27 protein-coding genes are annotated in these 25,264 nt (G+C 69.4%); 20 read left to right on the forward strand and 7 right to left on the reverse strand.

Annotation, left to right across the window (positions count from 1 at the left end; genetic code table 11):
* Positions 1 to 519 precede the first annotated feature (519 nt).
* On the forward strand, positions 520 to 954 hold the full coding sequence (locus AMYAL_RS0120260; RefSeq protein WP_020633124.1) for an SRPBCC family protein: 435 nt from the start codon (positions 520 to 522) through the stop codon (positions 952 to 954).
* 98 nt (positions 955 to 1,052) lie between these two features.
* A complete protein-coding gene (locus AMYAL_RS0120265) occupies positions 1,053 to 2,051 on the forward strand; it encodes an NADP-dependent oxidoreductase (RefSeq protein ID WP_020633125.1) in 999 nt (332 codons plus the stop codon).
* A 25-nt stretch (positions 2,052 to 2,076) separates the two neighbouring features.
* Here AMYAL_RS0120265 and AMYAL_RS0120270 read toward each other — a convergent pair whose 3' ends face one another.
* The 5 genes from AMYAL_RS0120270 to AMYAL_RS0120290 form a co-directional block, all read right to left on the reverse strand.
* Positions 2,077 to 2,706 carry a pyridoxamine 5'-phosphate oxidase family protein gene (locus AMYAL_RS0120270; RefSeq protein ID WP_020633126.1) on the reverse strand — a complete coding sequence of 210 codons (630 nt, stop codon included), beginning with the start codon at positions 2,704 to 2,706 and terminating at the stop codon, positions 2,077 to 2,079.
* 15 nt (positions 2,707 to 2,721) lie between these two features.
* The gene (gene purU, locus AMYAL_RS0120275) at positions 2,722 to 3,606 is read right to left on the reverse strand and encodes a formyltetrahydrofolate deformylase (RefSeq protein ID WP_209447241.1); all 885 of its coding nucleotides are present in this window, start codon (positions 3,604 to 3,606) and stop codon (positions 2,722 to 2,724) included.
* Positions 3,584 to 4,243 carry a DedA family protein gene (locus AMYAL_RS0120280; RefSeq protein WP_020633127.1) on the reverse strand — a complete coding sequence of 220 codons (660 nt, stop codon included), beginning with the start codon at positions 4,241 to 4,243 and terminating at the stop codon, positions 3,584 to 3,586. Before AMYAL_RS0120280 ends, purU begins: the two co-directional genes overlap by 23 nt.
* 74 nt (positions 4,244 to 4,317) lie before the next feature.
* Positions 4,318 to 5,124: a hypothetical protein gene (locus AMYAL_RS0120285; protein WP_020633128.1), complete on the reverse strand. Its 807-nt coding sequence runs from the start codon at positions 5,122 to 5,124 to the stop codon at positions 4,318 to 4,320.
* Positions 5,106 to 5,603, reverse strand: coding sequence for a DUF2505 domain-containing protein (locus AMYAL_RS0120290; protein WP_020633129.1), 498 nt, complete (start codon positions 5,601 to 5,603; stop codon positions 5,106 to 5,108). The genes AMYAL_RS0120285 and AMYAL_RS0120290 overlap by 19 nt, the downstream gene beginning before the upstream one ends.
* A gap of 26 nt (positions 5,604 to 5,629) precedes the next feature.
* Between AMYAL_RS0120290 and AMYAL_RS0120295 the strand changes: the two genes are divergently transcribed.
* The 7 genes from AMYAL_RS0120295 (at position 5,630) to AMYAL_RS0120325 (ending at position 12,947) form a co-directional block, all read left to right on the forward strand.
* Positions 5,630 to 6,682: a UDP-N-acetylmuramate dehydrogenase gene (locus AMYAL_RS0120295; protein ID WP_020633130.1), complete on the forward strand. Its 1,053-nt coding sequence runs from the start codon at positions 5,630 to 5,632 to the stop codon at positions 6,680 to 6,682.
* A gap of 146 nt (positions 6,683 to 6,828) precedes the next feature.
* Positions 6,829 to 8,007, forward strand: coding sequence for a L,D-transpeptidase (locus tag AMYAL_RS0120300; RefSeq protein WP_020633131.1), 1,179 nt, complete (start codon positions 6,829 to 6,831; stop codon positions 8,005 to 8,007).
* Positions 8,008 to 8,125: 118 nt separating this feature from the next.
* Positions 8,126 to 8,938 carry an alpha/beta fold hydrolase gene (locus tag AMYAL_RS0120305; protein WP_020633132.1) on the forward strand — a complete coding sequence of 271 codons (813 nt, stop codon included), beginning with the start codon at positions 8,126 to 8,128 and terminating at the stop codon, positions 8,936 to 8,938.
* Positions 8,939 to 8,959: 21 nt separating this feature from the next.
* Positions 8,960 to 10,264, forward strand: coding sequence for a D-inositol-3-phosphate glycosyltransferase (mshA, locus tag AMYAL_RS0120310; RefSeq protein ID WP_020633133.1), 1,305 nt, complete (start codon positions 8,960 to 8,962; stop codon positions 10,262 to 10,264).
* On the forward strand, positions 10,261 to 10,776 hold the full coding sequence (locus AMYAL_RS0120315; RefSeq protein WP_020633134.1) for a type III secretion system chaperone family protein: 516 nt from the start codon (positions 10,261 to 10,263) through the stop codon (positions 10,774 to 10,776). Before mshA ends, AMYAL_RS0120315 begins: the two co-directional genes overlap by 4 nt.
* A gap of 68 nt (positions 10,777 to 10,844) precedes the next feature.
* Positions 10,845 to 11,762: a DUF4349 domain-containing protein gene (locus tag AMYAL_RS0120320; RefSeq protein ID WP_020633135.1), complete on the forward strand. Its 918-nt coding sequence runs from the start codon at positions 10,845 to 10,847 to the stop codon at positions 11,760 to 11,762.
* Positions 11,763 to 12,197: 435 nt separating this feature from the next.
* On the forward strand, positions 12,198 to 12,947 hold the full coding sequence (locus tag AMYAL_RS0120325; protein ID WP_026467274.1) for a phosphoglyceromutase: 750 nt from the start codon (positions 12,198 to 12,200) through the stop codon (positions 12,945 to 12,947).
* 71 nt (positions 12,948 to 13,018) lie between these two features.
* Here AMYAL_RS0120325 and AMYAL_RS0120330 read toward each other — a convergent pair whose 3' ends face one another.
* Both AMYAL_RS0120330 and AMYAL_RS0120335 read right to left on the reverse strand, forming a co-directional pair.
* On the reverse strand, positions 13,019 to 13,936 hold the full coding sequence (locus tag AMYAL_RS0120330; RefSeq protein WP_020633137.1) for a hypothetical protein: 918 nt from the start codon (positions 13,934 to 13,936) through the stop codon (positions 13,019 to 13,021).
* The gene (locus AMYAL_RS0120335; protein ID WP_020633138.1) at positions 13,933 to 14,580 is read right to left on the reverse strand and encodes a helix-turn-helix domain-containing protein; all 648 of its coding nucleotides are present in this window, start codon (positions 14,578 to 14,580) and stop codon (positions 13,933 to 13,935) included. Before AMYAL_RS0120335 ends, AMYAL_RS0120330 begins: the two co-directional genes overlap by 4 nt.
* 292 nt (positions 14,581 to 14,872) lie before the next feature.
* On the opposite strand from AMYAL_RS0120335, the gene AMYAL_RS0120340 reads away from it, so the two are divergent.
* The 11 genes from AMYAL_RS0120340 to AMYAL_RS0120385 all read left to right on the forward strand — a co-directional run bounded on the left by AMYAL_RS0120340 (position 14,873) and on the right by AMYAL_RS0120385 (position 25,258).
* Entirely contained in the window at positions 14,873 to 16,105 is a 1,233-nt protein-coding gene (locus AMYAL_RS0120340) for a sensor histidine kinase (RefSeq protein ID WP_020633139.1), read from the forward strand.
* Positions 16,102 to 16,791, forward strand: a complete 690-nt coding sequence (locus AMYAL_RS0120345; RefSeq protein ID WP_020633140.1) for a response regulator transcription factor — start codon at positions 16,102 to 16,104, stop codon at positions 16,789 to 16,791. The genes AMYAL_RS0120340 and AMYAL_RS0120345 overlap by 4 nt, the downstream gene beginning before the upstream one ends.
* An 81-nt stretch (positions 16,792 to 16,872) precedes the next feature.
* Complete coding sequence (locus AMYAL_RS0120350) at positions 16,873 to 17,862, forward strand: Ppx/GppA family phosphatase (protein ID WP_020633141.1); 990 nt, start codon at positions 16,873 to 16,875, stop codon at positions 17,860 to 17,862.
* 105 nt (positions 17,863 to 17,967) lie between these two features.
* Positions 17,968 to 19,536 carry a hypothetical protein gene (locus AMYAL_RS0120355; RefSeq protein WP_026467275.1) on the forward strand — a complete coding sequence of 523 codons (1,569 nt, stop codon included), beginning with the start codon at positions 17,968 to 17,970 and terminating at the stop codon, positions 19,534 to 19,536.
* A 22-nt stretch (positions 19,537 to 19,558) separates the two neighbouring features.
* Complete coding sequence (locus AMYAL_RS0120360; protein ID WP_020633142.1) at positions 19,559 to 20,356, forward strand: sugar phosphate isomerase/epimerase family protein; 798 nt, start codon at positions 19,559 to 19,561, stop codon at positions 20,354 to 20,356.
* A gap of 141 nt (positions 20,357 to 20,497) precedes the next feature.
* Positions 20,498 to 21,328, forward strand: coding sequence for a thioesterase family protein (locus AMYAL_RS0120365; RefSeq protein WP_026467276.1), 831 nt, complete (start codon positions 20,498 to 20,500; stop codon positions 21,326 to 21,328).
* 24 nt (positions 21,329 to 21,352) lie between these two features.
* Positions 21,353 to 22,168, forward strand: coding sequence for a pyrroline-5-carboxylate reductase (proC, locus tag AMYAL_RS0120370; RefSeq protein ID WP_020633144.1), 816 nt, complete (start codon positions 21,353 to 21,355; stop codon positions 22,166 to 22,168).
* A 193-nt stretch (positions 22,169 to 22,361) separates the two neighbouring features.
* Positions 22,362 to 22,586 carry a helix-turn-helix domain-containing protein gene (locus AMYAL_RS0120375; protein ID WP_020633145.1) on the forward strand — a complete coding sequence of 75 codons (225 nt, stop codon included), beginning with the start codon at positions 22,362 to 22,364 and terminating at the stop codon, positions 22,584 to 22,586.
* Positions 22,587 to 22,731: 145 nt separating this feature from the next.
* The gene (locus AMYAL_RS48470; RefSeq protein WP_007030867.1) at positions 22,732 to 22,833 is read left to right on the forward strand and encodes a 30S ribosomal protein bS22; all 102 of its coding nucleotides are present in this window, start codon (positions 22,732 to 22,734) and stop codon (positions 22,831 to 22,833) included.
* Positions 22,834 to 23,120: 287 nt separating this feature from the next.
* The gene (locus AMYAL_RS0120380; protein WP_020633146.1) at positions 23,121 to 24,170 is read left to right on the forward strand and encodes an NAD-dependent epimerase/dehydratase family protein; all 1,050 of its coding nucleotides are present in this window, start codon (positions 23,121 to 23,123) and stop codon (positions 24,168 to 24,170) included.
* A complete protein-coding gene (locus AMYAL_RS0120385) occupies positions 24,167 to 25,258 on the forward strand; it encodes a lysophospholipid acyltransferase family protein (protein WP_026467277.1) in 1,092 nt (363 codons plus the stop codon). The genes AMYAL_RS0120380 and AMYAL_RS0120385 overlap by 4 nt, the downstream gene beginning before the upstream one ends.
* Positions 25,259 to 25,264 lie beyond the last annotated feature (6 nt).

Here is a 25,264-nt window from a genome sequence, read left to right on the forward strand (position 1 = left end):
GGAACCTCCCCCGTCGCGGCGTCTGCCCCAGGACATGACCGGCACGACCTTGATCAAGATCCGAGACCGGGCGACCCCGTGGTGGTGAAGGAATCAGGACGTTGAACGTCCTGATTCCTTCACCGTCGAGCCGATAGCCGCGGAACCGCCACCTTCGCGCAGGTGGCCCAGCTCGGTACTTTCGCGTGACTGAGTGGACGGCACGTGTGATCAGATGGACGACACGCGTGACTGGCTGGACGACACGCTCGCCGCCGGTGTCCGCCGCGTGTCGTCCGTCCCGTCACGCGCGTCGTCCGTTCAGTCACGTGTGTCGTCCATCTGATCACGCGAGACCGTGCGACCGCAGGTACCTAAGGCGCCTTTGGCGCTAACCCGAAACGCCACTCACGACCACGGTGACCCAGGCCTGAGGTCAAGGGACCTTTTCTCGCGTCCGAGGCAGGGCCCGCTCGCTCCTCCTGCGCGCGGCGGTGGAATCGTGGACGCTGTCTTGCAACACGGGTGAAAGGGAGTGGGATGGGAAAGGTCACGGCCATCGCGGAGCGCACCATCGAAGCGCCGGCGGACAAGGTCAGGGCGCTCGTCGCGGACTACGCCGAAACCCGACCGAAGCTGCTCACCGAGCACTACCGCGACTACGAGGTCACCGAAGGCGGAGTCGGCGCGGGCACGAAGGCGAGCTGGAAGCTGCAGGCGACGTCGAAGCGCGTACGCGACGTCGCCGCAACAGTGACCGAGCCGTCCGAAGGCACCTACGTCGAGACCGACGCGAACTCCAGCATGGTCACCACGTGGACCGTTCGCGAGGTGCCGGACGGCAGCCTCGTCCGTATCGAGACGTCCTGGGACGGCGCGGGCGGTATCGGCGGCTTCTTCGAGAAGACCTTCGCGCCCGGCGGGCTCAAGCGGATCTACGAGGGAGTCCTCGGCAAACTCGCCGAGGTCGTGTAGCGCTCGCCACAATCGGAATGGTCGCCCCGGTTAGCCCGTTGTACCGGGCATGAATACGGGCGATCGCCCCGCTTCGGCAACAGACTTGGAGTTACCTCGTGAACGCAACCGAGATCCGGCTCGCCTCCCGTCCGCACGGTGTCCCGACGCTGGAGAATTTCGAAATCGCCGACGTCGAGATCCCGGTGACGGCGCCAGGCCAGATCCTGGTCCGCAACCAGGTGCTGAGCGTGGATCCGTACATGCGCGGCCGGATGAGCGACGCGAAGTCCTACGCCGAGCCGTACGAGGTCGGCAAGGTCATGCACGGCGGCGCCGTCGGTGAAGTGCTCGAGTCCACGGTGGACGATTTCAAACCGGGCGACATCGTGCTGCACGGCCTCGGCTGGCGTTCGCACGCCGTCGTCGACGCCAAGCACGCGGTGAAGGTCGACCCGGAGGCCGCGCCGGTCACCGCGTACCTCGGCGTTCTCGGCATGACCGGGCTCACGGCGTACGCCGGGCTGCTCGACGTCGCGGAGTTCAAGGAGGGCGACACCGTCTTCGTGTCCGGTGCGGCGGGCGCGGTCGGGTCCGTCGTCGGGCAGCTCGCGAAGCTGAAGGGCGCGAAGCGGGTCATCGGCAGCGCGGGCACGGACGACAAGGTCAAGTGGCTGACCGACGAGCTCGGCTTCGACGCGGCGTTCAACTACAAGGACGCCCCGGTCATCGAGCAGCTGCGCGCGGCGGCACCCGAAGGCATCGACGTGTACTTCGACAACGTCGGCGGCGACCACCTCGAAGCGGCCATCGACTCGATCAACCTGCACGGCCGGATGGCGATCTGCGGGATGATCTCGGTCTACAACAACACCGAACCGGCCGCGGCACCGCGCAACCTCGCGTCGATCATCGCGAAGCGGTTCACCATGCGCGGCATGCTCGTGGGAGACCACTTCGCGCTGCAGCCGCAGTTCGTCAAGGAGGTCGCGCCGCTGGTCGCCTCCGGCGAGCTCAAGTACTCCGAGACCATTGTGGACGGTATCCGCAACGCGCCGCAGGCCTTCCTGGACCTGCTGGGCGGGGCGAACACCGGCAAGATGCTGGTCCGCGTCTGACGCCGTTCCCGGCGCCCTCACCCGCTCAGTACTGCGTCGTGAGGGCGCCTTCGGTCAGTGCGGCGTCGAGCGCCTCCGCCGTGACGTCCAGCTTCATCTGGTCACGGAAGATCTGACCCGCGGTCGGCAGGCTGGAGCGCTCCGGCCAGGTGTCCGGCTTCCACAGCGAGGATCGCAGGAAAGCCTTGGCGCAGTGCATGTACAGCTCTTCGACCTCGATCAGGATCGCCAGCGCGGGCCGTTTGCCCTTGACCACGAGTTCGTCGAAGAACGGCGCGTCCGCGACCAGTTTCGCGCGGCCGTTGATCCGCAGCGTCTCGTTCATGCCCGGCACGAGGAACAGCAGTCCGGCGTGCGGGTTCTCGATGATGTTGGTCTGGCTGTCGAGCAGCTTGTTGCCCGGCCGGTCCGCCAGCACCAGGGTGTTGTCGTCGAGCACCTTCACCGAACCCGCCGGGTCGCCGCGCGGGGAGACGTCGCAGGTGCCGTCGGACGACGCCGTCGCCAGCAGGTAGAACGGCGAGTGCTCGATCAGCGTGCGCGCGTGCTGATCGATGAAGGGGATGATCTTCCCCCGCGTCCGCTCGGCCGGGTGGCCCAGGTGTTCACGCAGCGCATCGAGCGTCTCGATCGTTTTGATCTCTGAAGTCCCCATGACCTCAGTGAATCATCAGAAGACGACAGTTCGGTTACCGTGCACCAGCACGCGGCCCTCCAGGTGCCACCGCAGCCCGCGTGCCAGCGTCACCTTCTCGATGTCGCGGCCCTTGCGGACCATGTCGTCGACCGAGTCGCCGTGGTCGACGCGGATGACGTCCTGGTCGACGATCGGGCCCGCGTCGAGGTCCGCGGTGACGTAGTGACAGGTCGCGCCGATGAGCTTCACCCCGCGCGCGTGGGCCTGGTGGTACGGCCGCGCGCCGACGAACGACGGCAGGAAGCTGTGGTGGATGTTGAGCGCCCGCCCGGCCCAGGCCTCGCACAGTTCCGCGGGCAGGACCTGCATGAACCGAGCGAGGACGACGGCGTGCGGGTCGTGCTCGTCGACCAGTTTCCGTACTTCGGCGAAGGCGGACGCCTTGGCGGCGGCGTCGCCCGCGGGGAACGGGACGTGGTGGAACGGGATGCCGTGGGCGCGGGTGATGTCGCCCAGCGAAGCGTGGTTGCCGATGACGGCGGCGACGTCGACGTCCAGTTCCCCGGACGCGACCCGGCCGAGGAGGTCGTAGAGGCAGTGCCCGGCCTTGGAGACGAGGATCACGGCGCGACGTCGCTCACCCGTGTCGCTGACCTGCCAGCTCGACTCGGCCGAAAGCGACTTCGCGACCTCGGCGAAGCGCGTGCGGAGTTCGGTGGCGTCGAACGGGAGCGAGTCGGCGCGGACGACCTGGCGCGTGAAGAACCAGCCGGTGTCCGGATCCGTGTGATACGCCGCTTCGACGATCCAGCCGCCGTGCTCGGCGAGGAAGCCCGAGATCCGGGCGATGATGCCGGTGCGGTCGGGGCAGCCGAAGGAGATCACATAGCGACGTTCAGGGTTCGACACGCACACCATTGTCGCTGGTCTCGGCCGCCGCGCGGCGCCGGGTCAGGATGCGGACGCGGACCCGCCGCCCGATCTCGATCGCCACGACCAGCAGCAGGCCGAGCGTGAAGGACAGCAGAAGGCCCTTCTCCGGTTCGTCCGCGAAGGCCGCTCCGCCGACGAGACCGATCAGGACGCTGTACACCGCCCAGATGCTCGCGCCGACGGCGTCGAGCCAGACGAACTTGCCCGGCGGATAGCCGAGACTGCCGTTGGCGAGACCGCTCGCGACGCGGCCGCCGGGCAGATAGCGGGCGGCGAGGATCAGCAGGACAGCGTTGCGCCGCACCTGGATCTTCGCCCATTCGTAGCGCCGGACCCCGTCCGGGCCGCGCTGGAGTCGGGCGAGCGCCCGTGGGCCCGCGGCCGCGCCGACGGTGTAGCCGAGGCAGTCGCCCACCCACGCGCCGAGCGCGGCGACCAGCGCGAGCAGCATCAGCTGCGGGAAGTCCGGGCCGATCAGCACGGCGACGGTGATGACCGCCGTCTCGCTCGGCATGAACGGCAGGAGCGCGTCCAACCCGGACACGAGGAACACGATCACCCACAGCCAGGGTGATCCCAGCGTGCCGCGAAGCAGCTCGGTGACGTACTCCAGCAGTTCCACGGTTCCATGGTGATCACCGCAGGTCGCTACGGGGTGACGGAGTGGGGTGCTACCGGTGAATTCCCGCGAATGTCCTAGTCAGGGTCACGCGGTGCGACGGCGGACCAGGGCACGGTCAGCTCGCCGAGCCGCCAGCGCGACGGCCGGTTCAGCACCGGCCAGCCCCGGCCGGTGAGCAGGTGCACGGTATGCGCCCAGCGGGCACGGACGCCGAAGTTCCGGTGCGGCGCCGCCGTCGCCCAGCAGACGTCGAGAGTGGACAGTAGTTCGTGGACCCGCTCGCCGGGAACGTTGCGGTGGATGAGGACCTTGGGCAGCCGTTCGGCCACTGTGGACGGACGTTCCAGGCTGGCGAGGTGGACCGAAAGGGTCAGCGTGCGCGGTCCGTCGTTGCCGACGGCGACCCAGGTGCTCAGCCGTCCGATCTCGTCGCAGGTGCCTTCGACCAGGAGTCCGTCCGGCGCCATCGCGTCCAGCATCAGCGACCAGGCCCCCGGCACCTCGGCCTCGTCGTACTGGCGCAGCACGTTGAACGCGCGGACCAGCACCGGCCGCGTCCCGGCGAGTTCGAAGCCGCCGCGCCGGAAGTCCAGCCACGGTTTGTCGACGGCGGACTGCGCGACGGCGACCCGTTCGGCGTCCAGTTCCAGGCCCAGCACGCGGACGTCGCGGCGCACGGACCGCAGCCGGCGCGCCAGCTCCACGGTGGTCACCGGGGAGGCGCCGTAGCCGAGGTCGACCACCAGCGGTTCGTCCGCGCGGCGCAGCAGCCGCGTCACACCTGCGTCGCTCGCGAGCCAGCGGTCGACGCGGCGCAGCCGGTTGGGGTTGGTCGTCCCGCGAGTCGGTGCCCCGACCGGCTTCAGCTCTCGGCCAGCCACTTCGCGACGAACTCCGCCTCGCGTTCCAGCAGTTTGGTGACCTGTTCGGCGATCACGCTCTCCAGCTTCCCGCCGACGAACGGGATCCGCACCTTGACCTCGCCGCTGTTCACCAGCGTCGTCCGCTCACCATCGTCGGTCAGGGACGTCTTCGCGGTGATCTCGCCAGGCACGCCCGACACCGACGCCGTCGCCGTGCCGGTGTACCCGGCTCCGGCGGTCTTCCAGATCTGCTCGCGCTCGACGATCAGATCGCCCCGGTGCAGGGTCCGCACGGCGGACGGGAGCTTGTCCGAGCTGATGCCCTGACGCAGCTTGTAGCGCACCCCGTCCTCGGCCGGGGCGTACTCCAGCAGCTCCGCGTCGTCGCCGCCGATCTGCTCCAGCCTGGCCCGCAGCGCCGTCTCGCCGGCGACCGCGTCGAACGTGGTCGCGAGGTCTGCGGAGAACGCTGAGCGGTGCTCGATACGGGAGGCCATGGCGCCAGACAGTACCGTTCACGGGCGTGAGCACTGCCGAAACTCCCACCCTCGCCGACCACACCACGCTGCGCCTCGGCGGCCCGGCGCGGCGTTATGCCGAGGCGAAGACCGTGCAGGCCCTGGTCGACGCGGTCCGCGAGGCCGACGACGCCGGCGAGCCGGTCCTGCTGCTCGGCGGCGGCTCGAACCTGATCGTCGCCGACGACGGCTTCGACGGCGCTGTGCTGAAGGTCGGCAATACCGGCTGGACACGTGACGGAGGTCTCGTCGAGGTCGCGGCGGGCCAGAACTGGGACGGTTTCGTCGAGGGCCTGGTCGCCGAGGGCATCGGCGGGCTCGAATGCCTCTCCGGGATTCCCGGCTCGGTCGGTGCGACGCCGATCCAGAACGTCGGCGCGTACGGCTGCGAGGTCGCCGAATCACTCGTCTCGGTCGACCTCTACGACCGCGCCGCCCGCGAGATCCGCACGCTGACCGCCGAAGAACTCGGCTTCGGCTACCGCACGTCGATCCTGAAGGGGACCGACGCGGGTGTCGTGCTCACGGTGCGCTTCAAGGTCACGGAAGACGGCCTCTCGGCCCCGGTCCGCTACGCCGAACTCGCCCGCACGCTCGGCGTCGAGATCGGAGACCGGGTCCCGGTGGCCGAAGCACGCGAAGCGGTCCTCGGGCTGCGTCGCGGCAAGGGCATGGTCCTGGACGCCGACGACCACGACACGTGGAGCGCGGGCTCGTTCTTCACCAACCCGATCATCGGTGAGGCGCAGCTGGCGAAGGTGCTGGCGGGGATCGTGGACGTGGTGGGCGAGGACGTGCGCGTCCCGCAGTACCCGGCGCCCGGCGGCACGAAGCTGTCCGCGGCGTGGCTGATCGAGCGGGCCGGGTTCGGGAAGGGCCATGAAGGGCCTGGTGGCCGGGTCTCGCTCTCGACGAAGCACACGCTCGCGCTCACCAACCGGGGCAAGGCGTCAACGGAGGACCTGCTCGCTCTGGCGCGCGAAGTGCGTGACGGCGTCGAGGCCCGCTTCGGTGTTTCGCTGCACCCGGAGCCCCTGCTCATCAACTGCTCGCTTTAAATGCGGGAGGGTGAACAACCCCAGGCCACCCACGTGCGTCTATCACTCCGAGGGGCGAGGGTGAGTTCCGTCGCCACGGGTAACGTCGGAGAGGTCTTCAGCGCTGAGCGGGTAGAAGCTCGCGGGGGGCTCATGGGAGGTACACGGTGATCGAACGGCGCACGGTGTTCAAGGCCGCGCTCGCCGCGGGTGCGGCCATGCTGGCAGCTGCCTGCTCCAGCGAAGAAGGCGGCAGCGCCAAGCCGGAGGGCAGCAGCGGTGGCGGGGAGCAGGAAGCCGCTCCGGTAGCCAAGATCACCGCCGAGCCCGCCGCTGACGCCAAGGACGCCCCCGTGGTGACCCCGGTCGTGGTGAAGGTCGCCGACGGCAAGCTCACCGAGGTCAAGGTCACCGCGGACGGCGGCAAGGACGTCAAGGGCGAACTGTCCGCCGACGGGCTCACCTGGACCAGCTCCGAGGTCCTCGGCTATGGCAAGACGTACACCTACGCCGCGAAGGCCACCGGCAGCGACAACAAGCCCGCCGAGTTCAAGGGCTCCTTCACCACGCTCAAGCCCGCCAAAGAGGTCCGCGCCACGCTGAACCCGGCCGACAACGCCGAGGTCGGCGTCGCGATGCCGATCAGCGTGAAGTTCGCGTCCCCGGTCAAGGACAAGGCGGCCGCCGAGAAGGCGCTCAAGGTGAAGACCGACAAGGACGTCGAGGGCTCCTGGGGCTGGCTTTCGGACACCCAGGTCGACTGGCGGCCCAAGGAGTACTGGCCCGCCAACATCACGGTCAACGTCGAGGCGAAGCTCTACGGCGTCGCGCTCGGCGGCGGCGCGTACGGCAAGGCCGACGTCACCACCAAGTTCAAGATCGGCCGCAACCAGGTGGTCAAGGTCAACACCCCGGACCACACGATGAAGGTCTACCGCGGTGGCGCCGAGTCGGCGAGCTACCCGTGCTCGAACGGGCTCGACGGCGACGTCCAGCGCAACACCCCCAACGGCACGTTCATCGTGATGACGAAGGAGCCGACGGCGCGGTTCGACAACGCCCGCTACGGCTACACCAACGTCAACAAGAAGTGGGCCTGCCGGATCTCGAACAACGGCGAGTACATCCACGAGAACCAGGACAACGCGTCGAACATCGGCCGGTCCAACACCTCGCACGGCTGCGTGAACCTGCTGGAAGCGGACGCGAAGAAGTACTTCGACTCGGCGCTGATCGGCGACCCGGTCGAGATCACCGGTTCCAAACTGGGCAGTCCGACCAAATCGGACGTCAAGAACTGGTTCTACGACTGGAAGTCCTGGAAGGCCCTCTCCGCGATCAAGTAGTCGCCGCGGGTCCGCAAGTCCGTGAAGGCCTCCTTGCCTACCTTCAGGGTAGGGAAGGAGGCCTTCACGGACTTCTGGCGGGTGGGGGTGACCCAGGTCGACCTTTAGGCTGCGAGGCATGAAGACCGAGGTCGTCGGCTACGGCGGAACGCGGATCGGCCTGTGGGTCGAGGGCGCCGAGAACACCCGTCCGATCGTGTTCGTGCACGGCTGGGCCCAGTCCGGCCGGGCCTGGGCGCCGCAGCTGGCGGATCCCTCGCTCAGTGAGCGGTTCCGCCTGGTCGCGATGGACCTGCGCGGTCACGGGGACTCCGAAGTGCCCTCCGCCGGCTACGACGACTCCCGTGTCTGGGCCGAGGACCTCGCCTCCGTCCTCGACTTCGCCGGTGACGACGCGATCGTCGTCGGCTGGTCCTACGGCGGGCTCGTCATCGCGGACTACCTTCGCGTGCACGGCTCGTCCCGGCTCAGTGGTGTCGTCCTTGTGGGCGCGATCACAGAAATCGGCAAGAACCGGCCCGGCGGCAAGGTCGGCCCGGCCATGCGCGAGGCCATCCCGGCGGTGCTGTCGGACGATCCGGCGGTCGCGATTCCCGCGTTGGTGCAGTTCAGCGCGCGGATGACCGCCTCGCCGGTGTCCGGTACGCTCGCCCAGTCGCTGCTCGGAGCCTGCCTGTCCACCCCGCCCGCGGTGCGTTCCGCGCTGTTCCGGCGTGACGTCGGCAGCGAGGACGTTCTTCGCGAACTGGACAAACCGACGCTGATCGTCCATGGTCTCGCGGACGCTGTGATCGATCCGACGTCCGCGGAATACGCGGCCGGGAAGATTCCGGGTGCCGTCTTGCGTTGGTTACCTGAGGTGGGGCATCTGCCGTTCGCCGAAGCGGCGGACGAGTTCGGTGAGCTGCTGCGCGGATTCGCCGATCAGTAGGACTTCAGGAGTGTTGACCAGGTGACGATCCCTCTGCACGGGTTCGACGCCGCGCCCAGGCGCGTCGCGGTGCTGTCGTTGCACACCTCTCCGCTGGAACAGCCGGGTACCGGCGACGCGGGCGGGATGAACGTCTACGTGAGCCAGACGGCCACCGAGATGGCCCGCCGCGGCGTCGAGGTCGAGGTGTTCACGCGGGCCACGTCTTCGGATCAGCCCCCGGTGGCCGAACTGGCGCCGGGCGTGCTGGTCCGGCACATCCCGGCCGGGCCGTTCGAGCCGCTGGGACGCGACGAGCTGCCCGCGCAGCTGTGCGCGTTCACCGCCGGGGTGCTGCGGGCCGAGGCGTTCCACGAGCCGGGCTACTACGACCTCATCCATTCGCACTACTGGCTCTCCGGCCAGGCGGGCTGGCTCGCCCGTGACCGCTGGGGCGTGCCGCTGGTGCACACCGCGCACACCCTGGCCAAGGTCAAGAACGCCGCGCTGGCCGAGGGCGACACCCCCGAGCCGCGCACCCGCGTGATCGGTGAGCAGCAGGTCGTCGACGAGGCGGACTGCCTGGTCGCGAACACCCGCGTCGAGGCCCGCGAGCTGATCGAGCTGTACGACGCCGATCCGCACGCCGTGCACGCCATCCCGCCGGGGGTCGACCTCGACCGCTTCACGCCCGGCTCCCGCTCGGCCGCGCGCCGCGCGCTCGGTCTGCCGCAGGACGCGATCGTGCTTGCCTTCGCGGGCCGGATCCAGCCGCTGAAGGCGCCGGACGTGCTCCTGCTGGCCGCGGCCGAGATGCTGCGCGAACGTCCGGAGCTGGCGTCGCGGCTGGTGGTGCTGATCGTCGGCGGCCCGTCCGGGACCGGGCTGGAGCAGCCGCAGGCCCTGCGCGAACTGGCCGTCTCCCTCGGGATCGAGGAGCAGACCCGGTTCATGCCGCCGCAGCCGGGCCGGTCGCTGGTCAACGTCTACCGTGCGGCCGATCTCGTGGCCGTGCCGAGCTACAACGAGTCGTTCGGGCTGGTCGCGCTCGAGGCGCAGGCCTGCGGGACACCGGTGATCGCGGCCGAGGTCGGCGGGCTGCCGGTCGCGGTCCCGCACGGGGTTTCCGGGCTGCTGGTGCCTTCGCACGATCCGAAGGACTGGGCGGGCGCGCTCGCGAACGTCGCGTTGCGTCCCGGCTGGCGCGCCGAGCTTTCGGCCAACGCCGTCGTCCACGCGCGGCGCTTCTCCTGGCGCCGGACGACGGACCGCCTGCTGGACACGTACGCTCAGGCGACCGGCGCGTTCCGGCGTGCCCTCGAACAGCGCGCGGAGGTGGCGGTTTGACGCTCGACGAGACCTTGCGGTCCTCTTTGGACAGTGCGGGCCTGGAGTACGACAGGCGCGGCGAGGGAAAGTACTTCGTCACGTTGCCCGGCACCAAGAAGCTGCAGACCAACTGCTGGCTCGTCGCCGGGGATCACGCCTTCGCCGTCGAGGCCTTCGTCTGCCGCCGTCCCGACGAGTCCCATGAGGACGTTTACCGCTTTCTGTTGCGCCGCAACGCGAAACTGTACGGCGTGCACTACACGGTGGACGCGATGGGCGACATCTACCTGGTCGGCAAATTCGGCCTGGACACGGTGACCGAGTCCGAATTGGACAAGATCCTCGGGCAGGTGCTGGAGGCCGCCGACGGCGACTTCAACACGCTGCTGGAACTCGGGTTCGCCGAGTCGATCAAACGCGAATGGGACTGGCGTGTCTCGCGTGGAGAGTCGCTGGCGAACCTGGCGGCGTTCAAACATCTCGTCGAGCCCGCGAACGGGCACGAGCCCGGAGCCTTGACCGACTCGTGACCCGGACGGTGCAACCGCGCCGAGTGCGGTTCCGTCTCTCTCCGCAGCACTGGAGGGAGAACGGACCGATGTACAAGCGATTGAGATGGGTGGCCGTCGTCGGCGTCGCGCTGGCGCTGGCCGGCTGTTCGGCGAGCCAGTCCGGCGGCGAATCCGCCGCGATGCCGATGACGGCCGACGGGAAGCAGGCGGCACCGAATCAGGGCGCGCCGAACAAGGAAGCCACCGACAGCGCGGGCAAAGCGGGCCAGGAGAAGGCGCCGTCGGGGCAGCCGGGGATCGCCGACCGCAAACTGGTGCGCACGGCGAGCCTGGAGCTCACCGCGCCCAACGTGGCCGACGTGCTCTCGCAGGTGCGCGTCATCACCCAGGGCGCCGCCGGTTACACCGGGCAGGAGAGCACACAGGAGAAGCGGGCGACGATCAACGTCGTCGTGCCTTCCGAACGCCTCGACGGCGTGCTGGACCAGCTGGGGAAGCTCGGGAAGCAGATCCGGCGGGAGGTCACCGCGACGGACGTGACCGAGCAGATGGTCGACGTCGATTCGCGGCTGGCCACCCAGCGGGCGAGTGTCGAGCGCATCCGCGCGCTGCTCGCGAGGGCGACGTCGGTTTCGGAGATCTCCTCCGTGGAGAGCGAGCTGACGAGCCGCGAAGCCGAACTCGAGTCGCTTCTGAAGCGGCGCGAGAGCCTGGCCGGAAGTGTCGCCATGTCGACGATTTCGCTGCAGGTGAAGGCGGAGACGGTCGCGGCGGCGGAAGAGGAATCCCGCAGCGGGTTCTTCGGCGGGCTCACCGGAGGCTGGGACGCGTTCCTGACCTTCGGCGGCGGCCTGCTGACCGTGCTCGGCGCGATGGCGCCTTTCCTGCTGGTCTTCGGCGTGCCCGCGGCGGCGCTGGTGTGGTGGCTGCGCAAGCGGCGCCGGGTGGCGGAACCGGCGATGGCGACCGCCTCGGAGCTGCCGTCCGCGCCTCCGCTTGACTGAAGATGAACAGGCGGGACGGCTCGAGGGAGGGGGGAGTCGCGATCTCGAGCCGCCCCGCTGAAGTTCCCGCCAAGGTGGACCCGGTGACGAGGGGGATGCCAACGGGGCCGGCGGGCGCCGCGACTCGGCAGGGGGGAGACGAGTCGCGGTCGTCACCCGCGTCGAGCCGGGGAGTGCGTGGAATCCGGCCGCGCGGGACTTAGTCAACCTGTCAGATCTCCACCTGTAATCACAAGACTACCGGTTACTCCGTTCGAGTGAACTTCGAAAACCGGGATAACGGAGCGCTGCTTGTTTGCCGGGGAATTGGACTTGTTGGCAACCCGTCTTCTGGACGGGTGAAGGTGTTACTCGCGGGTAACGCACTCTCCGTAGAAGAAAGCGCAAGCGCAGCCCTCTGACCGGCGCTTCCGCTCACTCTGGCAGGCTGACCATATGGCTGAGCTTGGGACTCTGGTGCTGCTGCGTCACGGGCAGAGCACGTGGAACGCCGAAAACCTGTTCACCGGCTGGGTGGACGTGCCACTGTCCGACCAGGGCGAGCAGGAAGCGCGCAAGGGCGGGCAGCTGCTCGCGGAGTCCGGTCTGCTGCCGGACGTCGTGCACACGTCGCTGATGCGCCGGGCGATCTCGACCGCCAACCTGGCGCTCGACGCCGCCGACCGGCACTGGATCCCGGTGAAGCGCGACTGGCGCCTCAACGAGCGGCACTACGGCGCGCTCCAGGGCAAGAACAAGAAGCAGACCCTGGACGAGTTCGGCGAGGAGCAGTTCATGCTCTGGCGCCGCTCCTACGACACCCCGCCGCCCCCGATCGACCCGGCCGACGAGTTCAGCCAGTCCGGCGACGCGCGCTACGCCGACCTCGGCGACTCCGCCCCGCTGACCGAGTGCCTCAAGGACGTCGTCGCGCGGCTGCTGCCGTACTGGGAGACCGAGATCGTGCCGGATCTGCGCGCGGGCAAGACCGTGCTGGTCGCCGCGCACGGCAACTCGCTGCGGGCGCTGGTGAAGCACCTCGACGGCATCTCCGACGACGCCATCGCCGGGCTCAACATCCCGACCGGCATCCCGCTGCGCTACGACCTCACCGAGGACCTCAAGCCGGTCACCGCCGGCGGGACCTACCTGGACCCGGAAGCGGCCAAGGAAGCCGCGGCCGCCGTCGCCAACCAGGGCCGCTAGACCTTTCGCACTTCGTCCTCCGGATGTGGTGGTTCGCTCTCGAACCATCGCGTCCGGAGGACGAAATTGCGTCAGGGGAGAGGCTGGACCGCCTCGATACCGGCGGCCTTCCATCCCTCGGGCAGCCGCTGGACCCGCAGGACGATCGGCAGGTACTTCTTGGTCGACTGGCCTGCCGCGTCCGAGACGGTCGTCGTCGCGTGAAGCAGCACGCTCGCCTTGTCGTCCACGATCTCCATGACCGCGGCCGCCGCGTTCGGATCCAACGACGACTTCGTGCCCGCGGCGCGGATCTGGGCGATCCGCCCCGCCTTGTCCCGCTGGAAACCGGCCAGCAGCTCGCCGGTCGACACGGACTCGTAGCGGGCGTAGCCGGCTTCGGGATCAGCCGGATCGATGGTCAGCAGGACCCCCGCGACGCGGAGGGCGCCGTCGCGGGCCGAGTCCCGCACCCGTGCGATCACCCGGTCTCCCGCGCCCGGCCGTTCGGGCGCAGGCGGGGGCTCCGCCGTGTTCACCTTGACCTCGCCGATCCGCCAGCGTTCGCCCTCTCGCACCGTCGCGAGCAGCACCGACGCGACGCCCTTGCTGGTGGCGCCCGCCCTGGTGCTGGTCTGGTCGAGCACGGTCAGCACCCGCGCCTTGTCCGGCGTCTGCTCGACGGCGGCCGACACGATCACCCGTGTCACGAGCTTGATCGGCTCCGGTGAGTTCAGGACCTCGGAGAACAGCTTCGTCAGCTGGTCGCGCGCGCCCGGCGTCAGGTTCTCGGCGAGCGCCTTGTCGTAGGCGGGCGCGGCGGTGCTGTCGTAGGAGAACACCGCTTCGGTGGCCGTCTTCACGGCCGTCAGCACCGACGCGGTCCGCGCGGGATCGACCAGCGCGAGATTCGCGGGCGGGCTCTCCGGTTCGGGCCGGGCGGTGCCGGAGACCGAGGTGGTGCAGCCCGCGAGCGCGAGCAGCACGGCGAGTCCCGCCCAGCGCTTCACAGGAGGCCGAGCTCCCTCGCCCGCGCGTCGACCTGGAGCCGTGACGTCACGCCGAGCGCGACCAGCAGCTCCGAGACACGCCGCTGGTAGGTGCGCACGCCCATGCCGAGGCTCTTCGCGGCCTGATCGTCCTTGCGGCCGGTGGTCAGGAACTCGAGGATCTGCGGTGTCTCGCCCCGGATGTCGGCGAACCGCGCGTCGAACGTCTCCAGGGTGGCGGCCGCCAGCCAGGCGGTTTCGAACAGCGACAGGATGCCCTGCACCAGTTCCGGCCGCGAGATGACGCTGTAGGAGCGCACTTCCTTGCCCTCGTCGCCCGCCATGATCGCGACCCGTTCGTCGAGCAGGATCGTCTCGTTGATCTCCTCGGTGCCGATCCGGATCTGCGCGCCGAGGCCGGAGAGGCGGTGCAGATGCTGCGCGGTCTGCTCGTTCAGCAGGACACCGGGCCGGTACAGCTTGCGGATCCGCTTGTCCCGGACCAGCCGTTCGCCCTGCCGCGTGAGCGACGGCCGGGAAAGCGCCCAGGTGTAGAGGTCGTCGGCCGCGCAAGCGATGTCGGTCGCCGCGACGAACAGATGAGCCGTCCGGTCGAACAGCTCTTCTTCTCCGCGAATCAGGGAGATGTCACTGACGAGTTCCACGGCGACAGTCTTCCAACATTCCCCGGCAGCCGTGACGGGAACGTCGCTATTCGCCCGTGAGTGGGACGATCACTGCCCGGACAGTCACGACGAAAGTCGCGATCCGGGCACGCGCCGCCCTCGGCGCCCCTGAGCCGGGTGACCCGCCTCACCCAGGAGATCTCGGCCAGGAATCGGTCACGTGAACGGCGGCTGACCCGCAGGCGAACAGGGCCTCGGGAGGTGTCATAGGCATCACGAGTACGCGGCCGGGACTAGGCCAAAAGGCTACCCGCACGCTTACGATTCCCCTGTGACCACGCCTGTTGCACTCGCCCTGGCCATCGGCGGACTGATCGTCGGTGTGGTCGTCGGCTTCCTGATCGCGAGGGGCCGCGCCCGCCGCGAGGAGCGGCGCCCGACCGGCCCCACCGTGGCCGAACTGCTCGAACGCCTCGTGCGCTCCAGCAACAACGGCGTCGTCGTCCTCAACAAGTTCGGGGACATGGTCCTGCACAACCCGCGCGCCTACGAGCTCGGACTGGTGAAGGTCAACCAGGCCGATCCGCGGGCCCGCAAGGCCGCCGAGCAGGTGGTCGAGACCGACGACCCGATGGAGATCGACCTGTCGCCGCTGGAGGCGAGGGGCCGTCAGCCCGAAGCCGTCCTCGGCGAGGTTCGCCCGCTCGGCGACGGGTTCACCGTGGTCGAGGCCGTCGACCACTCCGAGGCGATCCGCCTCGAAGCCGTCCGGCGGGACTTCGTCGCGAACGTCAGCCATGAACTGAAGACGCCGGTCGGCGCGATCGCGCTGCTCACCGAGGCCGTCCTCGACGCCGCGGAGGACGTCGAGGAGGTCCGCCGGTTCGGCGGCAAGATCCTCCGCGAGTCCACCCGGCTCGGCCAGCTCGTCACCGAGCTGATCGCGCTTTCGCGGCTGCAGGGCGCCGAGCGGCTGCCCGATCTGAACGTGGTCGAGGTCGACGCCGTCGTCCGCGAGGCGCTCGGCCGGACGACGCTGTCGGCGGAATCCGCCGAGATCACCATCACCACCGACTCGGCCAGCGGCCTGCTCATCGAGGGTGACCGGACGCTGATGGTCACCGCGCTGTCGAACCTGCTGGAGAACGCCGTCGCGTACTCGCCGGCGGGCAGCCCGGTGTCGATCAGCAGGCGGCTGGTCGACGGCAAGGTCGAGATCGCGGTGACCGACCGCGGCATCGGCATCGCCGAGGACGAGCAGCAGCGTGTCTTCGAGCGGTTCTTCCGTTCGGACAAGGCGCGGTCGCGGTCCACCGGTGGCACCGGGCTGGGGCTGGCGATCGTCAAGCACGTGGCCGCCAACCACGGCGGTTCGGTCGGCCTCTGGAGCCGTCCCGGCACCGGGTCGACGTTCACCCTGCGGATCCCCGCGCACATCGGTGCCGAACCGGCCGCGGCCGCGAAACAGGCTCCGCCGGCATCCCGGCCGGAGAAGACCCCCGAGCGGACACCCCGTCTCGTGGCAACAGGGCAAGAAAGCCCCGACCATGGAGGAAACCTGTGACGAGGGTTCTCATCGTCGAGGACGAAGAGTCGTTCGCCGACCCGCTCGCGTTCTTGCTCCGCAAAGAGGGCTTCACCGCCGCCGTCGCCGTGACGGGGCAGCAGGCGCTCGAGGAGTTCGACCGCAACGGCGCCGACATCGTCCTTCTCGACCTCATGCTCCCCGGCATGAGCGGCACGGACGTGTGCAAGCAGCTCCGGCAGCGTTCCGCGGTACCGGTGATCATGGTGACCGCGCGCGACAGCGAGATCGACAAGGTCGTCGGGCTGGAGCTCGGCGCCGACGACTACGTCACCAAGCCGTACTCGGCCCGTGAGCTCATCGCGCGGGTGCGCGCGGTGCTGCGCCGCGGTGGCGAGCCGGGCGCCGAAGGCGACCTGGCACCCCTGGTGCTGACCGCCGGGCCGGTGCGGATGGACGTCGAGCGGCATGTGGTGACCGTCGACGGCCAGGAGGTCTCCTTGCCGCTGAAGGAGTTCGACCTGCTCGAATACCTGCTGCGCAACGTGGGCCGCGTGCTCACCCGCGGGCAGCTGATCGACCGGGTGTGGGGCGCGGACTACGTCGGCGACACCAAGACGCTGGACGTCCACGTGAAGCGCCTGCGGTCGAAGATCGAACCGGACCCCGGATCGCCCCGGCACCTGGTCACGGTGCGTGGCCTGGGCTACAAGTTCGAGACGTGAGCTGCCGGTACCCGCCTCTTGCGATACAGATCACGGTTACGGTTTCGTGACCTGGCGCAGGGGCGGGTACCGTAGACGCTCGTGCGCCTAGGGGTACTCGACGTCGGTTCCAACACCGTCCACCTGCTCGTGGTCGACGCCCACCGTGGCGCCCACCCGACCCCGATGCATTCCGAAAAGGCCGTCCTCCGGCTCGCCGAACAGATCACCCGTTCCGGTGACCTGAGCCGGGCGGGCGCGGACAGCCTCGTGCGGGCGGTCGAATCGGCGAAGGCGGCCGCGGCCAGGCTCGGCTGCGAAGAGGTCATGGCGTTCGCGACCTCCGCCGTCCGCGAAGCCAAGAACGCCCCGAAGGTGCTGGCGAAGGTCCACGAGCAGACCGGCGTCGAACTGAAGGTGCTTTCCGGGATCGACGAATCCCGGCTCACCTTCCTCGCCGTCCGCCGCTGGTTCGGCTGGTCGGCGGGCAAGCTGCTCGTGCTCGACATCGGCGGCGGCTCGCTGGAGGTCGCGATGGGCCGCGACGAGGAGCCGGACCTGGCCGAATCGCTTCCCCTCGGGGCGGGCCGGACCACCCGGACCCGGTTCCACCACGACCCGCCGACCCGCTCGGAGCTCATCGCGACTTCGGCGTGGCTCGAAGAACAACTCGCCCCGCTCGCGAAGAAGGTCGCCAAATTGGGTGAACCCGATCGTGTCGTGGCGACGTCGAAGACGTTCCGGTCACTCGCCCGGCTGACCGGAGCGGCGCCGTCGGCCAACGGGCCGCATGTGCGTCGTACCCTGACCGACACCGCGTTGCGCCAGCTCATCGCGTTCATCTCCCGGATGACCGCCCAGGACCTGGCACAACTCGAAGGGGTCAGCGCCGGCCGGTCGCACCAATTGGTGGCGGGCGCGCTCGTCGCACAAGCCACCATGCGGGCGCTTTCCCTGGAAGAACTGGAGATCTGTCCGTGGGCGCTGCGAGAAGGTGTCATCCTTCGACGGCTGGACCATTCGAACGGTGCGGACGAGACTGTGGGCGGCAGCGCCCGACTGGACTTAGTCGACGGAGAACGGGCACGGTGAAGAGGTGACGGAAATGCGGATGACGGTGGACAGCGCGCGCGACGCCGCCGATGCCCCGTCGCGTGCCGGTTCGCAACGGCTTGAGCGCGCATTGGACAGCACGGTATGACGGACGAGACAGAGAGCGGCCAGCCACAGAAGACCGTGGCGGAGCTGCTCGCGCAGCACGGAGCCCAGCCCGAAGGCGGCCGTCGGCGGCGACGCCGCGCGGCCGACGACGAGGAAGAGGCTCCCGAGCCCACCCGTAGCCGTCGCGCGCCGTCGGTGAGCGACACCGCGCCGCAGGCGATCATCGACAGGGTGTCGGGTGACACCCCGCCGCCGCCCAACCGTCCTCCGCGCCGGGCGCGGCCCCAGGATTCCGGCCAGCGCCCGCTTCCGCCGCAGCAGGACTCCGCGTCGCTGCCGGTGCCGCCGAACGCCGCGACCCCGACCAGGCAGACGCCGCCGGTGCGCCCGCCGCAGGAGCAGAGCGGCTATCAGCAGCGTCCGCCGCAGCCGCCCCAGCAGTCGGGTCAGTTCGCGCGCCCGGCTCCGCCGCAGGAACAGAGCGGTTACCAGCAGCGTCCGCCGCAGCCGCCACAGCAGTCGGGTCAGTTCGCGCGGCCGGCCCCGCCGCAGGAGCAGTCCGGCTATCAGCAGCGTCCGCCGGACTCCGAGGGCCTTCCCCCGCGTGGCCGCCCGCGTCCCGCCGGTCCGGAGGAGACTCGCGGCGCGGTGCCGCCGGTCCGTCGCCGTCCTGAACCGCCCGCCGGACCTCCGTCCGCGGGTCTGTCGGCGAGGCTCGACGGTCTCGACGCCGCGCCCGACGACGTTCAGGACCAGCCCGGCCCGATGGCCAGCGGCGCGTTCCAGACCCCGCCCGTGCAGCAGCCGCCGCGCCGCCGTCGTCCGGCGGCCCGCCCGCCGCAGCCGAAGGCCGATCCGAGCACGGAGCAGTTCGCCGCGGTCGGCGACGAAGACGCGCTCGAATCCGAGGCGCCCGCGCCCGTCGAGCAGGCGGCGCCGCCCGCCGGGCTCGCCGGCTGGCGCAAGCGCAGGCAGAAGGTGCAGTCCGAGGACACCGAGATCGGCGGGATCCCGCCGGTGCCGCCCCCGGTCGCGCCGGTCGAACCGGATATCGACCCCGAACCGGACCAGTTCGACGCGGGTCCCCCGACCATGGGTCATCCCGCACCGATGCCGTTCGCGCCGCCGCATTCTCTCGACGACCGCACGCGGCAGGACAACCTCGACGAGTACGAGCGCGAGTTCGCCGACCCGGCGTACCCCGACGGCGGCCCGGACTTCGAGCGTGACGACTACGGGTACCGCGCCGACGAGTACGAGGACGACTACGAAGACGACCGGGTCGAGGACAGCGTCGCTGACGTCGAGGACGACGAGCCCGAGGCGCCCGCGGAGAACGCTTCGCCGGGGAAGCAGTGGCTGGCGTTGGCCGGTCAGCTCGCGCTCGGCGTGGTCGGCGGTGCCGGGGTCTGGCTGGGCTTCAACTGGCTGTGGGTGAACATCCCCGCCGCCGCGCTGGTCGCCGCGTTGCTGGTGATCGTCGCGCTGGTGTGGATCGTCCGGAAGATCCGCAAGGCGGAGGATCTGCAGACCCTGGTGCTCGCGGTGCTGGTCGGACTGGTGGTGACGGTCTCACCGGCCGCACTCCTGCTGGTCGCGCGTTAGCGGCCTCGGGAAGGATGCCGGAATGGTTCAGCAGATTCCGGTAGGCGTCTCGACCGCGTCCGTCTGGCCGTTGAAGGCCGGTTCGGCCTTCGAGCTGGCCGCCGACCTCGGCTACGACGGTGTCGAGGTGATGGTCTGGGCCGACCCGGTCAGTCAGGACGTCTCCGCGTTGCGCCGCTGGTCGCGTCGCACCGGGGTGCCGGTGCTGTCGATCCACTCGCCGTCGCTGCTGATCACCCAGCGCGTGTGGTCGCCGGATCCCGAGGTGCGCCTGCGGATGTCCGTGGACGCGGCACTGGAACTGGGCGCGCGCACGGTCGTGGTGCATCCGCCGTTCCGGTGGCAGCGCCGCTACGGCGACGCGTTCGGCGATCTCGTCGACGAGCTCGAAGAATCCAGCGGCATCGAGGTCGCGGTCGAGAACATGTTCAAGGTCCGCCCGCCCGGCGGCTCCCGGACCTCGCGTGTGTCGGCCTTCCGGCCCTCGATCGACCCTACGGACGTAGGGTTTCGCCACTACACGCTCGATCTGTCCCATACCGCGGCAGCCGGGATGGACGCCCTCGCGCTGGCCGAACGGATGGGTTCCGGGCTCACCCACGTCCATCTGGCGGACGGCACGGGCCTCCCGAAGGACGAGCACCTGGTGCCCGGACGCGGGATCGAACCTTGCGCCGAACTGCTCGAAAAGCTCGTGAACAGCGATTTCTCGGGACAGATCGTCTTGGAGATCAACACCCGCCGGTCGCCGAGCGCGGCGCAGCGATCGAGAGATCTCGCGGAGTCACTCTTGTTCGCGAGGTTCCACCTCGGCCAGTGACAAAGATCGTCCCCTGGTGCGGAGATTCATTCCTCCCTGCGCCCGAGGCGCTGGTACACGTAAAGTTCCGACCGTGAACCAGCTGCGCTTGTTGATCTCCCGCACCCCGATGGATCGGCTCGTGGCCTGGGTCAGTGCTCGGTGAACGCGGCCGACGAAACGGGTACCTCCTTCGACGCGGCTTGCGCGACGAGATCTTTGGGTGACGGCACGTTCACCGCGGTACTGCGTACCGAATGGTCGATCGGCGGACATCCGCACGGCGGCTTCCTGATGGCCTTGATGGCACGGGCGGCGCTGTCGTTCCTGCACGAACGCGGCGAGCCGCCGTCCGAGCCCCTCGCGATCAGCGCGGAGTTCCTGCACCCGCCCGCCGTGGGGCCGGTGCTGCTGCGCATGGACGTCCGGAAGGTCGGAAGGCGCGCCTCGGTCGTCGCGGTCCTGCTGGAGCAGCGGGGCCGCAGTTGCGTCGAGGCCAGGGTGACCACCGGGCGGCTGCCGATGCGGCGGCCCGAGTGGACCGACGTCCCGGCCATGCCCGCGGAGCCGCCGCCCGGCGCGGTGCCCGTGACCGGCGAGACCTCCGAAGGCCTGTTCAACCTCGCGAAGGGCTGCGAGGTCCGGCTCGACCCGGCGAGCGTCGGCTACCTGCACGGCCGGATCGGCGACCCGCCGAAGATCCGGCTGTGGGTCCGGCCCCGGCACGGTCTTCCCGACCCGTACTTCGCCCTGCTCGCGAGCGACGTGAACCCGCCGGTGGTCTACAACCTCGGCCGGGTCGGCTGGGCGCCGACCGTGCAGCTGACCGCGTTGCTGCGCACCCGGCCCGCGCCGGGCTGGCTCCGGGTGATCGTGCAGGCCCAGTCGGTGCACGAGGCCTGGTTCGACTCCGACGCCGTCGTGGTGGACTCGCAGGGCAGGCTGGTCTGCCAGGCGCGTCAGCTGGCGCTTGCCCCGGCGCCGGGTGGCTGACGACGGTTTGGCACGCTGAACCGCATGAGCGTGATCGCGGTTCTGGGTGCCGGGAAGATCGGGGAGGCCCTGCTCTCGGGCCTGCTGCACGGCGGGCACAGCCCCGACGACCTGCTGTTCACCGAGCGATATCCGGCGCGCGCGGCCGAGCTGACCGAGCGCTACGGCGTGCACGGGGGCACCGTCGCCGAAGCCGCCCGCCGGGCCGACGTGCTGGTCGTCGCGGTCAAACCGCAGGACATCGACCCGGTGCTGGACGAGCTCGCGCCGCTGCTCGGCCAGGAGTCGCTGGTCGTCTCGCTGTGCGCGGGCCTGCCGACCGCCCTGTACGAGCGCAGGCTGCCCGAGGGTGTCCCGGTGGTGCGGGTCATGCCGAACACGCCGATGCTCGTCGGAGAGGCGATGAGCGCCGTCTCCGCCGGCGCGCACGCGACGGCCGAGCACATCGCGGTGGTGAAGGACCTGCTCTCGCACGTCGGGCAGGTCGTCGAGGTGCCGGAGTCGCAGCAGGACGCCGTCACGGCGCTGTCGGGATCCGGGCCCGCGTACTTCTTCTACCTGGTCGAGGCCATGATCGACGCCGGGATCCTGCTCGGGCTGCCCCGTGCGCTCGCCGGGCAGCTGATCATCCAGTCGGCGGTCGGGGCGGCGAAGATGCTCGCGGAGTCCGACGAGCACCCGGTGCTGCTGCGCGAGGCCGTCACCTCGCCCGCCGGGACGACCATCAACGCCATCCGCGAGCTGGAGAAGCACGGCGTCCGCGCGGCGCTCCTGGCCGCCATCGAGGCCGCGAAGGACCGCTCGACCGAGCTGGGCCGCGCCCACGATCCGCGCGTTTAGTCCGCTGGAAGCGGTCGTTCACCGGCGAACTACCGCGTTCAGAGGACGAAATGCGTAGTCGGACAGGCCCATCTCGGTGACTCGCGTCGCTTTAGCCACATGTGTCCCGCTACTCTCAAGAGAGCACGTGCGTGTCGATACCACAGGTGGGGAAGCCTCGTGGCGCGACACGTGTCGAAGGACACGGTGAATCATGCCGCCGAACAAGAAGGATGATCTGCCCAAGGTCAACACGGTGGGACAGGTCCAGTTCCTGACGGTCGCCGAGGTGGCCACGCTGATGCGGGTCTCCAAGATGACCGTCTATCGCCTCGTTCACTCGGGCGAGTTGCCCGCGGTGCGCGTCGGGAAGTCGTTCAGAGTGCCCGAAAAGGCCGTTCACGAATATCTGCAGGGCGCGTACTTCGACGTGGGCTGAGTCCCGCTTCGCGGAGCACAGACCGCCCGCCCGAGGGCGTCTTCCGGGGCGCGAGTACCCTGGAAGACCGCTCGTGCCTGTGCGCTCCACCCGTTGGACGCTGCGCCGGGCAGCGTGACCGACGACGAAGGAAGGAGCGCTCTCGATGGGCTCTGTGATCAAGAAGCGCCGTAAGCGCATGTCGAAGAAGAAGCACCGCAAGTTGCTGCGCCGGACGCGAGTTCAGCGTAGGAAGGCCGGCAAGTAAGACACAGCCGGTGAATGGCCCGTCCAGTTTCTGGACGGGCCATTCCCATTTGGTGGACGTTGTCCGCCCGTTCGAGTGAGACGTGCATCCCCTCTGCGAGCGGCGGGTTAATAGCATGTAAGCGCTGACTCGACTACCCCTAATGAGCGGTAACATCTCAAGGGCAGCCGCGCGATGCTTCCAGTGAGTGCAGGTACGCGCACACTCGGTAGATCAGTTCGCGCTCAAAGGTCATCAGGACCCCGTGATCGAAGTCCGAGAACCGCCCGAAAGACGCAGGGAGTCCTATGCCGTCGAACATCGTGCTCGTGACCGGGGTCGGGGGAGACCTTGGCGGGAAGCTGCTCGCCAGACTCGGCAACAATCCGGAGTTCGAGCGGGTGATCGGCGTGGACACCACGCCCCCGCAGAAGTCGGTTCTGCAGCGCATGGGGCACGCTGAATACGTCCGGGCCGACATCCGTAATCCGCTGATCGCCAAGGTGATCAGCACGGCCAAGGTCGACACCGTCGTGCACGCCTCGTGCACCGCGCATCCGGCCGGTCCCGCTCGCCGCACGGCGATCAAAGAGGTCAACGTCATCGGCACGATGCGCCTGCTGGCGGCCTGCCAGCGCTCGCCACTCGTGCGCAAGCTCGTGGTGAAGTCGACGGCCGCGGTCTACGGCGCCGGCGCGCGCTCGCAGGCGGTCTTCACCGAGGATTCCGAGCTCATCCCCACCTCGACCAGCGGTTACGCGAAGGACGCCGTCGAGATGGAGGGATACGTCCGCGGGCTCATGCGCCGCCGTCCCGACATCACCACGACGCTGCTCCGGTTCGCCAACATCATCAGCCCTGAGATCGACACCGTGCTCTCGCGCTACTTCGCGCTCCCGGTGGTCCCGACCGTCTTCGGCTACGACGCGCGGATCCAGCTGCTCCACGCCAGTGACGCGCTGGCAGTGTTCGAGCAGGCGACGCTGAACGACAAACCCGGCGTGTTCAACGTCGGCTCGGAAGGGGTACTCACCCTGTCTCAGGCGATCCGGCGGGCAGGCCGGGTCGAACTGCCGATGCCCAGCGGTGTCGTGCCGTCGATCGGCAAGGTCCTGCGCGGAGCGAGGGTGGTCGACTTCTCCGCCGACCAGGTCCGGTTGCTGAACTTCGGCCGCGTCGTGGACATCACGAAGCTCAAGAAGGACTTCGGCTACACCCCGCGGTGGACGACGCGGGAAGCGTTCGACGACTACATCACCGGCCGCGGGCTCCGGCCCGTGGTGGACGGCGGCAAGCTCGCCGGGTTCGCGGACAAGGTCCTGGTGGCCGCGGCGACCGGGCAGGCGGTGAGCCGGTGAGCAGGCCTTACGAGAACTCTCATGAAGGCGAGGCGGAAGACGTGAGCGGCGCTGAAGCGCAGGTCATCCCGTTGCACGGCCCCGGAAGAGAGAAGCCGGACTCGGCCGCTCAGGCCGATCGGGATCTACGCGAGTCCGAAGAAGCGCAAGAGCACCTCGAGCAGGAGCGCCGGGCGGACGCGCCCGTCGTCGAATTCCCCGGTACGGCGCGGGTCTCACCCGCCAGGACCCGTCCCGCCGACGCGGACCTCCTCCCGGCCCCGCTCAGGTCGGCGCTGGGGTTCCTGCGGGACAGGCTGACCGGTGACTACACCGTCGACGAGTTCGGCTTCGACGCCGAGCTCACCGAAACCCTGCTGCTGCCGCCGTTGCGCGCGCTGTACGAGAAGTGGTTCCGGGTCGACACCTTCGGCGTCGAGAACCTGCCGACCGACGGCGGCGCGCTGCTGGTGTCGAACCACTCCGGCACGTTGCCGCTCGACGCGCTGATGACCGCCGTCGCCGTGCACGACCATGTCCCCGGTGGACGGTACCTGCGCGGCCTCGGCGCGGACCTGGTGTTCCAGGTGCCGCTGGTCGGCTCCTTCGCCCGCAAGTCCGGGCAGACACTCGCCTGCAACGCCGACGCGGAACGCTTGCTGCGCAAGGGAGAACTCGTCGGCGTCTGGCCGGAAGGGTTCAAGGGCATCGGGAAACCGTTCGCGTCGCGGTACAAGCTGCAACGGTTCGGCCGCGGCGGTTTCGTCTCCGCCGCGCTGCGGACCGGGGTGCCGATCATTCCCGTGTCGGTCATCGGTGCGGAGGAGATCTACCCGAAACTGGGCGAGATCAAGCTGCTCGCCAGGGTGCTCGGCCTGCCGTACTTCCCGGTGACGCCGTTCTTCCCGCTGCTCGGCCCGCTCGGCGCGGTCCCGCTGCCGACGAAGTGGAGCATCGAGTTCGGCGAGCCCATCCGCACGGACACCTACGACGCGGACGCCGTGGACGACCCGATGCTGGTGTTCACGCTGACCGACCAGGTGCGGGAGTCGATCCAGCAGTCGCTGTACAAACGCCTTTCGCAGCGTAAGAGCGTCTTCAAGGGCTAGAGCCAC

This window comes from Amycolatopsis alba DSM 44262, from assembly GCF_000384215.1.
Lineage (GTDB): Bacteria > Actinomycetota > Actinomycetes > Mycobacteriales > Pseudonocardiaceae > Amycolatopsis > Amycolatopsis alba.

Bases quoted from the DNA above. Each gene is read 5' to 3' on its own strand.
- AMYAL_RS0120380 (WP_020633146.1), top strand. From the start codon at position 23,121: ATGCCGTCGAACATCGTGCTCGTGACCGGGGTCGGGGGAGACCTTGGC.
- AMYAL_RS0120375 (WP_020633145.1), top strand. From the start codon at position 22,362: ATGCCGCCGAACAAGAAGGATGATCTGCCCAAGGTCAACACGGTGGGA.
- AMYAL_RS0120325 (WP_026467274.1), top strand. From the start codon at position 12,198: ATGGCTGAGCTTGGGACTCTGGTGCTGCTGCGTCACGGGCAGAGCACG.
- AMYAL_RS0120260 (WP_020633124.1), top strand. From the start codon at position 520: ATGGGAAAGGTCACGGCCATCGCGGAGCGCACCATCGAAGCGCCGGCG.
- AMYAL_RS0120355 (WP_026467275.1), top strand. From the start codon at position 17,968: ATGACGGACGAGACAGAGAGCGGCCAGCCACAGAAGACCGTGGCGGAG.
- AMYAL_RS0120290 (WP_020633129.1), bottom strand. From the start codon at position 5,603: ATGGCCTCCCGTATCGAGCACCGCTCAGCGTTCTCCGCAGACCTCGCG.
- AMYAL_RS0120320 (WP_020633135.1), top strand. From the start codon at position 10,845: ATGTACAAGCGATTGAGATGGGTGGCCGTCGTCGGCGTCGCGCTGGCG.
- AMYAL_RS0120360 (WP_020633142.1), top strand. From the start codon at position 19,559: ATGGTTCAGCAGATTCCGGTAGGCGTCTCGACCGCGTCCGTCTGGCCG.
- proC (WP_020633144.1), top strand. From the start codon at position 21,353: ATGAGCGTGATCGCGGTTCTGGGTGCCGGGAAGATCGGGGAGGCCCTG.
- AMYAL_RS48470 (WP_007030867.1), top strand. From the start codon at position 22,732: ATGGGCTCTGTGATCAAGAAGCGCCGTAAGCGCATGTCGAAGAAGAAG.
- AMYAL_RS0120305 (WP_020633132.1), top strand. From the start codon at position 8,126: ATGAAGACCGAGGTCGTCGGCTACGGCGGAACGCGGATCGGCCTGTGG.
- AMYAL_RS0120270 (WP_020633126.1), bottom strand. From the start codon at position 2,706: ATGGGGACTTCAGAGATCAAAACGATCGAGACGCTCGATGCGCTGCGT.
- purU (WP_209447241.1), bottom strand. From the start codon at position 3,606: ATGGTGTGCGTGTCGAACCCTGAACGTCGCTATGTGATCTCCTTCGGC.